This window comes from Pseudomonas asgharzadehiana, from assembly GCF_019139815.1.
Taxonomy (GTDB): Bacteria; Pseudomonadota; Gammaproteobacteria; order Pseudomonadales; family Pseudomonadaceae; genus Aquipseudomonas; species Aquipseudomonas asgharzadehiana.
In genome coordinates this window covers 4,871,511-4,883,884 of the sequence record NZ_CP077079.1, presented here as the reverse complement: position 1 = coordinate 4,883,884, position 12,374 = coordinate 4,871,511, and the positions used below count along the sequence as shown (strand labels likewise).

Here is a 12,374-nt window from a genome sequence, read left to right as displayed (position 1 = left end):
ACCGCATGTACAAGCTTGAAGTCCAAGACCTGCATAAACGCTATGGCAGTCATGAAGTGCTCAAAGGCGTGTCCCTGGCCGCCGCGGCCGGTGATGTGATCAGCATCATCGGTTCCAGCGGTTCGGGCAAAAGTACCTTTTTGCGCTGCATCAACCTGCTGGAGCAACCCCACGCCGGCAAGATCCTGCTCAATAACGAAGAGCTGAAACTGGTGGCCAACAAGGACGGCGCCTTGAAGGCCGCCGACCCCAAGCAACTGCAACGCATGCGTTCGCGCTTGTCCATGGTGTTCCAGCATTTCAACTTGTGGTCGCATATGACCGCCGTTGAGAACGTGATGGAAGCCCCGGTGCATGTGCTGGGCGTGTCGAAGAAAGAAGCCCGTGAAAAGGCCGAGCACTACCTGGCCAAAGTCGGCGTTGGGCATCGTAAGGATGCGTTCCCCGGCCACATGTCCGGCGGCGAGCAGCAGCGCGTGGCGATTGCCCGTGCCCTGGCGATGGAGCCGGAGGTGATGCTGTTCGACGAACCCACCTCGGCGCTCGACCCGGAGTTGGTTGGCGAGGTGCTCAAGGTGATGCAGGACCTGGCTCAGGAAGGCCGCACCATGGTGGTGGTGACCCACGAAATGGGCTTTGCCCGCGAAGTGTCCAACCAGTTGGTGTTCCTGCACAAAGGCATTGTTGAAGAGCGCGGCAACCCGAGGGAAGTGCTGGTCAATCCACAGTCCGAGCGCCTTCAGCAGTTCCTGTCCGGCAGCTTGAAATAACACCCCTGCTGAAATTGCTGGCGCTTTAGGTGGGAGGGGGCTTGCTCCCGATAGCGGTCCATCAGATACACATGTGCTGACTGGTACACCGCTATCGGGAGCAAGCCCCCTCCCAGATTTGTTTTTGAGCTTTGTATTGGTTTACGGGCTAGCATTGCCCCACAGTTTCTTTCACTGTTTTTGTTTCGGATAGCTCCCACATGACCGCCCACAAAATTGGTTTCCTGATTTGGCCCAGCACAAAAGCGCTCACGCTTGCGCTGGCTGAGGAGGCCTTGCGCGTTGCTCAGCGGGTGCATCCGGATGTGGTCTACGAGCTGTCGTTCCTGCTCGCCGAACCTGCCACCGACGGCGCCTGGCAACTGCCGGGCGAGCCATGGGCCGGCAAGCTCGAAGGCTTCCAGAAACTGTTCCTGCTGGCTGACGAACCGCCCACCGTCATCGCCTCTCAACTGAGCAGTGCCCTCAAGCAACTTGTGCGGGCCGGCTGCGTGATCGGTGGTCTGTCGGCAGGCGTGTATCCACTGGCCCAACTCGGTCTGCTCGACGGCTACCGCGCCGCCGTGCACTGGCGCTGGCAGGACGATTTCGCCGAGCGCTTCCCCAAGGTCATCGCCACCAGCCATCTGTTCGACTGGGACCGAGACCGCTTGACCGCCTGCGGTGGCATGTCGGTGCTCGACCTGCTGCTGGCGGTACTTGCCCGTGATCACGGCGCCGAGCTTGCCGGCGCGGTGTCCGAAGAGCTGGTGGTGGAGCGCATCCGCGAAGGCGGCGAACGCCAGCGGATTCCGCTGCAAAACCGCCTGGGTTCCAGCCACCCGAAGCTGACCCAGGCGGTGTTGTTGATGGAAGCCAATATCGAAGAACCGCTGACCACCGACGAAATCGCCCAGCACGTGTGCGTGTCGCGACGACAACTTGAACGCATCTTCAAGCAGTACCTCAACCGCGTTCCCAGCCAGTATTACCTGGAACTGCGCCTGAACAAGGCGCGCCAGATGCTCATGCAAACCAGCAAGTCGATCATCCAGATCGGCCTCTCCTGCGGCTTTTCCTCGGGGCCGCATTTCTCCAGTGCCTACCGCAACTTTTTCGGCGCCACGCCGCGTGAAGACCGCAACCAACGACGCAGCAGCAGCCCCTTTGAATTGTCCTCGGTGCCGTCCGAACGCGGTTGACCCGCAGGCTCTATTGTTCCATTTCCTCCTCGGACACGTCGGGTGACGCAGCAAGCGGGTTCATCTGCGGGTCCAGCGTGACTTCTACTACGCCAAAGTCCACCGCATGGCGTCGGTAGTAAGGGCGCAGCATGGCAATTGTCGCGGGTGAGAGTGGGTTGCCATTCAGATCGAAGCCATCGGCCAGGTCAGGCGTGATTTCAAGAATGTCGCTGGGAAGCTCGGTGATCTGGTTGTCGCTCAAATCCAGTTGATCGAGCAGCGGCAGGTTGAATGCGCCCGCGGGGGCTTCGGTAAGCCCGGCATTCGAGAGCATCAGCGTTGAGAGCCCGGTCATCAAGCGTACGTTCGGTGTAATGCCCAGCGGGTTTTCGCTCAGGTCCAGGTAGTTAAGGTGCTCCAGGCCGCTTAACGCGTCGGCGCTGGCAGGGCTCAGGCGCAGGCCGCTGAACGTCAGGCTCAGCGACCTGAGCTTGGCCAGGTTGAACACCTCCAGTGGGATGTCCGGCAATGCGTAGCGATGCACCAGCAAGCTTTCAAGCTGAGGGAAGCGCTTGAGGAAGCCCGGCGGGATCGACGTATGGTGCTCGCCCACCAGTTCAATCCTCGCGACATGGTTAAAGCTCACGTTCAGTGCCGGCAAATCCCCCAGGATCGCGTGGGTGCTGACCAGTTCGTGAGTGTCTCGCGGCGACTCATGATCCGCGTACAGGGCGGTTTCCCGGCGCCAGCAGTCTTGCAGCAACGTCTTGAACGCCCGCCGTGTGATTTGCTGTTGCGCGCGCGTTCGGGTGTCCAGGGGGGCGTGGGTGACGGGGTGTCGCTCGGGGACTTCCACCGCCCACTGCTCAAGGTCTGTTTGCAGGCGCTCGTAGTCCGCTTTCATGTCGGTGAGGGTAGCCATTGCGTCGTCCAGGCTGCGCGGCAGCTTGAAGATAAATTGGCTGGCCTCCCTGTCGGTGAAGGTAGGGTAGAGCTCATGGACCCGGCGCCGCTCTTCAAGGCCGGCATCCGCGCCGAAGTGTTCGCCGGTTTGCTGGCAATAGGTTTTGACCCGCTCCAGGGTGGCCCGCGAGAGCGGGTTGCCGGAAAAATCAAAGGCCTTGGCGCGTTCGGCCGGCAACGTAAAGAGGGCATCGGGCAGTGCTTGAAACTGGTTGTCGCTGAGGCTGGCGTCGATCAAGTGGGGCAGGTCCGTCAGGCCTTGGGGCGCTTGGGCAATCTCTGTGTGGCTCAGGTTCAGCAGCTGCAAGTCGGTCATGTGTTCAAGGTTGGGCGCCAGCGTCAGCGGGTTGCTGGACAGGTCGAGGGTCTTTAACCCGCGCAGGCTGGCCAGGTTTTCACGGCTTTGCGCGGTCAACTTGATGGCCGTGTTGCGCAGTGTCAGGTCATTGAGATGGGGTTGCGACGTTACCTCGGTGGGCAGTGTTCGCAGGGCTATGCCGTGGATATTCAGGCTGCGCAGCTTGGGGAATTGGGCCAGGAACGCCGGTGTGCCTCGGGTGGACACATAGCTGTTCAATTCCAGGTAGGAGATGTGGTCGAAGTTGGCGCTCAGTTTTGGCAGTTCGCCATAGATCGGCTGGGTGAGGCGCAGCGTGAGGCCGTTGTCATCGGGGTTGGGGAAATGGCTATCGGACGGGGTTTCATGGCGCCAGGCGTGAACTATTTCTTCTACCCACCGCGCTCGATTGTGCCGCTCGGCCGTGATCACCGCGCGGCTCAGGGGGATCTGCGTATCGAGGAACGTCTGCGGCGTGTTGTGAAGCCAGGTCGCCAGGTCGGCTTGCAATCTCAGCAATTCTCTTTTGACGGATTGCAGCGTCAGCAACGGCGGACCCGCTTGGGCGCGCATGGCTTCCAGCACATTGCGCACTTCTTCCGGGTTCAGGCTGGGGTAAAGATCGCGCAGCCGATCTTCCAGCGACGGTTGCCCACTGGGGCCAGGCGTGGGTGAGGTCCGGTCATAGCCTTCCATGCCCCCTGGCAGGCGCATCAGTTTCGGGTCGTAAAGAGGCTTGCGCACGGGCATCTCGGCGAGCAGCGTGCCAACCTCTTCGCGCGTCAGCGCGTGTTGGCGCAAGGTCTGGCGCAGCAATCGGCCTTGGCCGATCTGCATGCCCAGCGCGTCGCGCTGGGCGTCGGGGAGTGCCTGGAGCACCGCTGTATAGAAGTCGGTTTCTCCAAAGAGCGTGCCCTCGCCGTTTTCTGGAACGTAAGCGCCCTCGGCCGTACGCACCAACGTACGTTGGATCGGCGCTTGAGGCGTGCCGATTGAGTCGCGCACGCGGCCTGTGCGCGAGTAGTCGGTGACGACCAGGCGCACCTGGGGCGACCAGCCCGGCAGCTTTTGCAAGGTGTGCAGGGCAAGGCGATGGGTGTCGCTGCTGTCCACCGAGTCCAGGTACAGCCCTTCGTAGGCGCGGCTGATCCTGACTTGGTGCGCCGCCCAACGTGCACGTTCCGTCAAGGTTGCGGGCAGGCTGCCCTGGTCGATTTCCAGCAGCTCCTGGCCGGTCGCTTCGCGCAACACCTCTTCGGCGGTGCTGGTAGGTAGGCCGGGCGTGGTGTCGATGATTTTTTGCACGCGAGGGTCGTGGGTGACCTCCTGGCCGCGATAACGCGCGTCAAACAGGGCAAAGCGTTTCTCCTCGGCTTTGCGCGCCAGGCGTTTGCGCAGTTTGGCCGCGCGCACGTGGGGCTGTGTGACGGCCGCGCCAAACTCTTCTTCCAGTAGGATTTTGCGTTCGGGTTCGTCGAGGGTTTCGAGCAGGGTCTTGAGCAGGTCGCCATTTTTCAACTGCGCTTGGTGGACCTGCACCACTGCGGCGTTTTCCTTGCCTTTGAGTTCCCACAACGTGCGGCCTTCGGCGTCGAGAAAGCGCAGGGTTTTGGATGCAGGCCACAGGGCCGTATTGCTGAGCAACCAGAGTTGGGTCTGTGAATCGGCTTTTTGAAACAGCTCAGGGTCGTCGCTGTTCATCTGGTCGATGAAGTCTTGCAGTTGTTGGTCGAGGGTGACGCGCTTGAGTGCGTCGGCTAGCAGGGGCGGCGGTGGCTGGCGGTCCATGAACTGCTTGCGCAGGGCCGGTTCATCGGTACCGCTGATCAGCCGCGCCTCCTCCAGGCGTGCGTCGCTGAGGTGCTCGGCGAGTGGGCCTTGTCGGCGCAGGAGGGTGGCGCGGTCCCAGCTCAAAGGCTGATCCACTTCGGTGACCCAGGCGCCCGCGCCGTTGCCCATGATCCGGGGGCGGTAGGCGTGCGGGCGGGTCGGGTGTTGCATGAATGCGTGGCCGGCGCGTTGCTCAACGGCGAAGTGTTTGCCGTCGAGCGCCAGGATCTGTTTGCCTTGGTGGGTGTGCAGCCCTTCGGGGTTGGCAGATGATTCGGCAGCCAGGGTGATGTCGTGGGCGTAGGGCGTGAGGTCAGGCTTCCAACGGCGGGTTTTGCCGTCTTCGCCGCTGACCGGGTGAAGCGTGTCGAAAAAATCCCACAGTGGCTGGGGCAGCGCCTGTCGTAGCAGGCTTTCGGCAATCGGCGCGCCCACCGCGAACATCCCCAGTTGCACCATTTGTTCAAGGATCGACATCAGGTGGCCGAAGGCCTGGCGCTTGAGCCCTTCGGCCCAATCGAGGATGCCTTCGAAGGTGTCGTCGAGCAGTTGGAAGGCGGTATAGCCGAGCATCAACGCCCCCAGCGGCGGTATGAAGGGGGTGGCGATAAAGGCCGCCACTTCGAGAATCGCCTTGGCGACTTTTTGCACGATGCTCCAGCGTTGCCAGCGCGCCTGGCGATCGGCGTCGGCGCTGGACACGGCGGTCACGCGTGCGTCATTGAGCAGCTGGTTGAGTTTGTTTTCGTAGAGGTGTTCGTACAGGCCGCCGCTGATCTTGGTGGCGAAAAACTGCAGGTTGGGCTCCGCCACGGGCTTTTCGCGCCAGGCCGGTCGTGGGTCGCCGGGTTTGGGCTTGTGCCAGGCCACTTGCGACAGGCGATTGTTAAGGTCGGCGAAAAAATAGCCGCGGTGCTCCTGTTTGACGAAGCGGCAGAAGAACTTCTGGTAGTCGGCGCTGCGCAGCTTCGAGGTGAGGTCGAGCATGAACGCCGTGCCGTTGGGGTAGTACTTGAGCGGCGCCTGTGGGTCACCGGGGATGTAAGCCACCACGGGCGTTGAATCGTGGTGCGCCTCCAGGTCGGCGGCGAACAGCACGATACCGGTCAGCGGCGCTGCCATCAGGCTCAGGTCGTGGCTGAGCAGCAATTTGCCTTCCAGCATCATGCCGCGCAGGCCTTCGAGTTGGCCCTGAAGGGTGTAAAAGGCGGCGTCGCTCACGTCTTTTTTCAGGCGCGCCATATGCAGGCTGGTGTTGGCCTCGGCCTTGAGGCTTTGGATCAGCGTGTCGCGCAGGGTGGCCTTGACGGTGGCGTCTTCGAAGCCGAAAAAGCGCTTGAGGTAGCGTTGGTAGCGCGCGCCGATATCCAGCTCGCGGCACAGCTGGATGAACTGTCGGATGCTGACCTTGCTGGCGAACGAGGGCAACGTGTCGAACTGCCCGGTGGCGCTGGGTTGGGTGATAAAGGTTGAGTCGTTTGTGTAAGCGTGCGGCTGGCTTTCGGCCGCGTCGAAGTTATGCAGCGCGGCCGAAAGCAGCGACACGGTCCAGACTTTCGCGCCGCCGGTCGGCACGGGCAGCAGCGGGGTCGTCAGCGGTGTGTACAGGCGCAGGTAGGTGGTCGTTACATCGGCGTCCAGGCCGAACCGTTGCTTGAGCGCTTGCTGCAGCAGGGGCGCGGCGAACTGTTGCGGGGTCTGGAGTGTCGCCAGGGCGCTGTCCACCTGATTGTGCGCGTTCCAGTTCGTCGCCAGCGCCAGTTTGAGCGGCGCCTGCCGTTCGCGGCTGGTGGTGGCATGCCAGTCGGCAAATACCATCGGTGTGGCTTTTAATGCCTGGCGCTTGGCGGCTGAGGCGTTTCCCAGCCAGCTTGGCAGCGTTGTGTGTACACCGGCGGGCGCGATGCGTGTGGCCTGGATAACGCTTTGAATGACAGCGGAAGCCATGTGGCTGATCCTTCAGTGAATTGAGTCACCGAGATCAAAACAGGCTTTGGGTTCGTTCAGGCTTCAGATAGTTAGCGCGTGGCGGCAAATCAGCCGTGCATGCCTCTGCCTCTCGGGCCCTGCACGGTTTAAACTGCGCCTTTGCGACGCTATTTGTCGCATTGGCGTAAACCCGCCAAAAACGCGGGTTGGCGCTATAAGAAGTTGTCGCTTGGCGGCAAGGCCGCGCTGAAAACTGTCCTTACAATCCCTGCATCGCCCGCCAGTTCCAGGCAGGCGTTCCTCTTCAGGAGACTCCGATGTCCGTTGAGCAAGCCCCGGTGCAACGTGCCGATTTCGACCAGGTCATGGTTCCCAACTACGCACCTGCCGCGTTCATACCTGTGCGTGGCGCAGGGTCCCGCGTATGGGACCAGGCGGGTCGCGAGCTGATCGACTTTGCCGGCGGCATCGCGGTCAACGTGTTGGGCCACGCCCACCCGGCGCTGGTCGGTGCGCTGACCGAACAGGCCAACAAGCTGTGGCATGTCTCCAACGTCTTCACCAATGAGCCGGCCCTGCGCCTGGCGCATAAATTGATCGACGCCACCTTTGCCGAGCGCGTGTTCTTCTGCAACTCCGGCGCCGAAGCCAACGAGGCCGCGTTCAAGCTGGCCCGTCGCGTGGCGTTCGACCGTTTCGGCAGTGAAAAGTACGAAATCATCGCCGCACTGAACAGCTTCCACGGCCGTACCCTGTTCACCGTCAACGTCGGTGGCCAGTCCAAGTACTCCGATGGCTTCGGGCCTAAAATTACCGGCATCACCCACGTGCCTTATAACGACCTGGCGGCGCTGAAAGCCGCCGTGTCGGGCAAGACCTGCGCGGTGGTGCTGGAACCGATCCAGGGCGAAGGCGGTGTACTGCCGGCCGAACTGGCTTACCTGCAAGGGGCCCGCGAGCTGTGCGACGCCAACGACGCGCTGCTGGTATTCGACGAAGTGCAAACCGGCATGGGCCGCAGCGGCCACCTGTTTGCCTACCAGCACTACGGCGTCGTGCCGGACATCCTCACCAGCGCCAAGAGCCTGGGCGGCGGTTTCCCGATCGCGGCCATGCTGACGACTGAAGCGCTGGCCAAGCACCTGGTGGTCGGCACTCACGGCACCACCTACGGCGGCAACCCGCTGGCGTGCGCGGTGGCTGAGGCGGTGATCGACGTGATCAACACACCCGAGGTGCTGGCCGGCGTCAAGACCAGGCATGAACAGTTCAAGGCGCGCCTGGAGCGGATCGGCACGCAATACGGCATCTTCACCCAAGTGCGCGGCATGGGCCTGTTGATCGGTTGCGTGCTCAGCGACGCGTTCAAAGGCAAGGCCAAGGACGTGTTCAACGCGGCCGAAAAAGAAAACCTGATGATCCTGCAAGCCGGCCCCGACGTGGTGCGTTTTGCCCCGAGCCTGGTGGTGGACGAAGCGGACATCAATGAAGGCCTGGATCGTTTTGAGCGGGCTGTAAAAACACTGACGCAAGCATGATGGACCGTTCGATGCCCGCGCGATTGAGCATCGAACCCAAATTTTTATGCCGGGCCCGTCAGTTGGAGCGGTGAAGATCCAAATGTGGGAGGGGCGGTGCGACGATTCGACTTGCTCCCGATGGCGGTGTGTCAGTGAATTCATTCATCAACTGACACACTGCCATCGGGAGCAAGCCCCCTCCCACACCGGACGTCACTGGTTTCTGGACTGTGCCTGGTATTTTTTTCTATGAGTTTTTCGAGTTAAGGAGTGACACCATGCTGGTGATGCGCCCCGCGCAAATGGCTGATCTGGGCGAGGTACAGCGTCTGGCTGCGGACAGCCCGATTGGTGTCACTTCCTTGCCGGACGATGTGGAACGCCTGAGCGACAAGATCGCCGCCAGCGAAGCGTCCTTCGCGGCCGAGGTGAGTTTCAACGGTGAAGAAAGCTATTTCTTCGTGCTCGAAGACACCGAGACCGGCCAGCTCGCCGGTTGTTCGGCCATCGTCGCCTCGGCCGGCTACTCGGAGCCCTTTTACAGTTTCCGTAACGAAACCTTTGTGCACGCCTCCCGCGAGCTGAAGATCCACAACAAGATCCATGTGCTTTCCCAGTGCCACGATCTCACCGGCAACAGCCTGCTTACCAGTTTCTATGTGAAGCCTGCGCTGGTCGGTTCGCCGTGGTCGGAACTCAACTCCCGTGGCCGTCTGTTGTTCGTCGCCAGCCACCCCGAGCGCTTTGCCGACTCGGTGGTGACCGAGATCGTCGGCTACAGCGACGAGAACGGTGATTCGCCGTTCTGGGACGCCATCGGCCGCAACTTCTTCGACCTCAACTACGCCGCCGCCGAGCGCTTGTGCGGGCTGAAGAGCCGCACCTTTCTCGCCGAACTGATGCCGCATTACCCGATCTACGTGCCGCTGCTGCCGGACGAAGCCCAGGAAGCCATGGGCCAGGTGCACCCGCGTGCGCAGATCACCTTCGACATCCTCATGCGCGAAGGCTTCGAGACCGACCATTACATCGACATCTTCGATGGCGGCCCGACGCTGCATGCACGGGTTTCGGGCATTCGCTCGATCGCCCAGAGCCGCGTGGTGCCGGTGAAGATCGGTGAGATGGCCAAGGGTGTCGGCCGCCAGTACCTGGTGAGCAACGCGCAATTGCAGGATTACCGCGCGGTGATGCTGGAACTGGACTACGCCCCCGGCAAGCCGGTGACCCTGGACCTGGCGGCGGCTGAAGCGCTGGGCGTTGGCGAAGGCGCCAGCGTGCGTCTTGTTGCAGTTTGAGAGCCGGTATAAAACAGAGTTTCGCGGGTGGCTGCAAAGCGGCCCGTCTGAGGAGATAGCATGATCGTTCGTCCCGTACGCAGCAGCGATTTACCGGCCCTGATTGATCTGGCGCGCAGCACCGGCACCGGCTTGACCACCTTGCCGGCCAACGAAGAGCGCCTGACCCACCGGGTTGGCTGGGCCGAAAAAACCTTTCGCGGCGACGCCGGGCGCGGCGACGCGGACTACCTGTTCGTGCTGGAAAACGATGAAGGCCGCGTGGTGGGTATTTCCGCCATCGCCGGTGCCGTTGGACTACGTGAACCTTGGTACAACTTCCGGGTCGGCCTGACGGTCAGCGCCTCCCAGGAGCTGAACATCTACCGCGAGATCCCGACGCTGTTCCTGGCCAACGACCTCACCGGCAATTCCGAGCTGTGTTCGTTGTTTTTGCACGCCGATTACCGCAACGGCCTCAACGGTCGCATGCTGGCCAAGGCGCGCCTGCTGTTTATCGCCGAATTCCCGCAGCTGTTCGGTAACAAGATCATCGCCGAGATGCGCGGCGTGTCCAACGAGGCCGGGCGTTCGCCGTTCTGGGAAAGCCTGGGCCGGCACTTTTTCAAGATGGAATTCAGCCAGGCCGACTACCTCACCGGCGTGGGCAACAAGGCGTTTATCGCCGAGCTGATGCCGAAGTTTCCGTTGTACAGCTGCTTCCTGTCCGAGGATGCGCGCAACGTGATCGGCAAGGTGCATCCAGACACCGAGCCGGCGCTGAGCATGCTCAAGAGCGAAGGTTTCAGCTACCAGGGCTATGTCGACATCTTTGACGCCGGCCCGGCGGTGGAGTGCGAAACCGCCAAGATCCGTGCGGTGCGCGACAGCCAGTCGCTGGTGCTGGCCATTGGCACGCCGGGGGACGACGCCACGCCGTTCCTGATCCATAACCGCAAGCGCGAAGATTGCCGCATCACCGCCGCACCGGCGCGCCTTGCCGCCGGCACCCTGGTGGTTGATCCGCAGACCGCCAAACGCCTGCAACTGGTGGTGGGTGATCAAGTGCGCGCTGTACCGTTGTCCGCTGCTCGGGAGTCGAAATAATGAATTCGTTGTATATCGCAGGGAGCTGGCTGGCTGGCCAGGGTGAGCTATTTGAATCGCGTAACCCGGTAACCCAACAGGTGTTGTGGGCCGGCAATGGCGCCAGCGTCGAGCAGGTTGAATCCGCCGTGCAGGCCGCGCGCCAGGCGTTCCCGGCGTGGGCCCAGCGCTCGTTGGAAGAGCGCATCGGCGTGCTGGAAGCCTTCGCCAGTATCCTGAAACGCCGCGCTGATGAAATCGCCCGCTGCATCGGTGAGGAAACCGGCAAGCCGCTGTGGGAATCGGCCACCGAAGTCACCAGCATGGCCAACAAGATCGCCATCTCCGTGCAAAGCTACCGTGAACGTACTGGCGAGAAGAGCGGCCCCCTGGGCGACGCCACCGCCGTATTGCGCCACAAACCTCACGGCGTGGTGGCGGTGTTCGGCCCCTACAACTTCCCTGGGCACTTGCCCAACGGGCATATCGTCCCGGCCTTGCTGGCGGGTAACACCGTGTTGTTCAAGCCGAGCGAACTGACCCCCAAAGTCGCCGAGCTGACCGTGCAATGCTGGATCGAAGCCGGCTTGCCGGCGGGCGTGCTGAACCTGCTGCAAGGCGCGCGGGAGACCGGCATCGCGTTGGCGGCCAACCCAGGCATCGACGGTTTGTTCTTCACCGGTTCCAGCCGCACCGGCAATCACCTGCACCAGCAGTTCTCCGGGCGTCCGGACAAGATCCTGGCGCTGGAAATGGGGGGCAACAACCCGCTGGTGGTCGACGAAGTGGCCGACGTGGATGCGGCGGTTTACACGATTATCCAATCGGCGTTTATCTCGGCCGGCCAGCGCTGCACCTGTGCCCGTCGCCTGTTGGTGCCGCAAGGTGCCTGGGGCGATGCGTTGCTGGCGCGCCTGGTGGCGGTCAGCGCCACGATTGAGGTGGGCGCCTTCGATCAACAACCGGCGCCGTTCATGGGCTCGGTGATTTCCCTCGGCGCGGCCAAGGCCTTGATGCAAGCCCAGGAGTTGATGCTGGCCAACGGCGCCGTGGCGCTGCTTGAAATGACCCAGCCGCAGGATCAGGCGGCGTTGCTGACCCCCGGCATCATTGATGTGACCGGCGTCACCGAGCGCGAAGACGAAGAACTGTTCGGCCCGCTGCTGCAGGTGATTCGCTACGTTGATTTCGAAGCGGCGATCACCGAGGCCAACAACACCCAGTACGGCCTGGCTGCCGGTTTGCTGTCGGATTCCGAAGCGCGTTACCAGCAGTTCTGGCTGCAAAGTCGCGCCGGTATCGTCAACTGGAACAAACAACTGACCGGCGCCGCCAGCACCGCGCCATTCGGTGGGGTAGGGGCTTCGGGCAACCATCGCGCCAGTGCGTATTACGCGGCGGATTATTGCGCGTACCCGGTGGCGTCGCTGGAGACCCCGAGCCTGGTGGTGCCGGCCACGCTGACCCCCGGCATAACACTGATCTGAATGTGGGAGGGG

Annotated in this window: 7 protein-coding genes; 6 read left to right on the top strand and 1 reads right to left on the bottom strand. The window is 62.3% G+C overall.

Annotated elements, in window-relative coordinates; all coding sequences use genetic code 11:
- The first annotated feature begins 5 nt into the window (after positions 1-5).
- Positions 6-770: an ABC transporter ATP-binding protein gene (locus KSS96_RS22065; RefSeq protein ID WP_017529413.1), complete on the top strand. Its 765-nt coding sequence runs from the start codon at positions 6-8 to the stop codon at positions 768-770.
- 200 nt (positions 771-970) lie between these two features.
- The gene (locus tag KSS96_RS22060) at positions 971-1,951 is read left to right on the top strand and encodes a GlxA family transcriptional regulator (protein WP_017529414.1); all 981 of its coding nucleotides are present in this window, start codon (positions 971-973) and stop codon (positions 1,949-1,951) included.
- Between the two features lie 10 nt (positions 1,952-1,961).
- Here KSS96_RS22060 and KSS96_RS22055 read toward each other — a convergent pair whose 3' ends face one another.
- Complete coding sequence (locus KSS96_RS22055) at positions 1,962-7,010, bottom strand: leucine-rich repeat domain-containing protein (RefSeq protein ID WP_217855322.1); 5,049 nt, start codon at positions 7,008-7,010, stop codon at positions 1,962-1,964.
- Between the two features lie 299 nt (positions 7,011-7,309).
- Between KSS96_RS22055 and KSS96_RS22050 the strand changes: the two genes are divergently transcribed.
- The 4 genes from KSS96_RS22050 to astD all read left to right on the top strand — a co-directional run bounded on the left by KSS96_RS22050 (position 7,310) and on the right by astD (position 12,362).
- Entirely contained in the window at positions 7,310-8,530 is a 1,221-nt protein-coding gene (locus KSS96_RS22050) for an aspartate aminotransferase family protein (RefSeq protein WP_065876830.1), read from the top strand.
- A gap of 260 nt (positions 8,531-8,790) precedes the next feature.
- Complete coding sequence (gene aruF, locus KSS96_RS22045; RefSeq protein ID WP_017529417.1) at positions 8,791-9,810, top strand: arginine/ornithine succinyltransferase subunit alpha; 1,020 nt, start codon at positions 8,791-8,793, stop codon at positions 9,808-9,810.
- A 60-nt stretch (positions 9,811-9,870) separates the two neighbouring features.
- Positions 9,871-10,896, top strand: coding sequence for an arginine N-succinyltransferase (astA, locus tag KSS96_RS22040; RefSeq protein ID WP_017529418.1), 1,026 nt, complete (start codon positions 9,871-9,873; stop codon positions 10,894-10,896).
- A complete protein-coding gene (gene astD, locus KSS96_RS22035) occupies positions 10,893-12,362 on the top strand; it encodes a succinylglutamate-semialdehyde dehydrogenase (RefSeq protein ID WP_161979904.1) in 1,470 nt (489 codons plus the stop codon). The genes astA and astD overlap by 4 nt, the downstream gene beginning before the upstream one ends.
- Positions 12,363-12,374 lie beyond the last annotated feature (12 nt).

Excerpts from the sequence above, each read along its gene's own strand:
- KSS96_RS22060 (WP_017529414.1), top strand. The coding sequence starts at position 971 with ATGACCGCCCACAAAATTGGTTTCCTGATTTGGCCCAGCACAAAAGCG.
- KSS96_RS22050 (WP_065876830.1), top strand. The coding sequence starts at position 7,310 with ATGTCCGTTGAGCAAGCCCCGGTGCAACGTGCCGATTTCGACCAGGTC.
- aruF (WP_017529417.1), top strand. The coding sequence starts at position 8,791 with ATGCTGGTGATGCGCCCCGCGCAAATGGCTGATCTGGGCGAGGTACAG.
- KSS96_RS22065 (WP_017529413.1), top strand. The coding sequence starts at position 6 with ATGTACAAGCTTGAAGTCCAAGACCTGCATAAACGCTATGGCAGTCAT.
- KSS96_RS22055 (WP_217855322.1), bottom strand. The coding sequence starts at position 7,010 with ATGGCTTCCGCTGTCATTCAAAGCGTTATCCAGGCCACACGCATCGCG.
- astA (WP_017529418.1), top strand. The coding sequence starts at position 9,871 with ATGATCGTTCGTCCCGTACGCAGCAGCGATTTACCGGCCCTGATTGAT.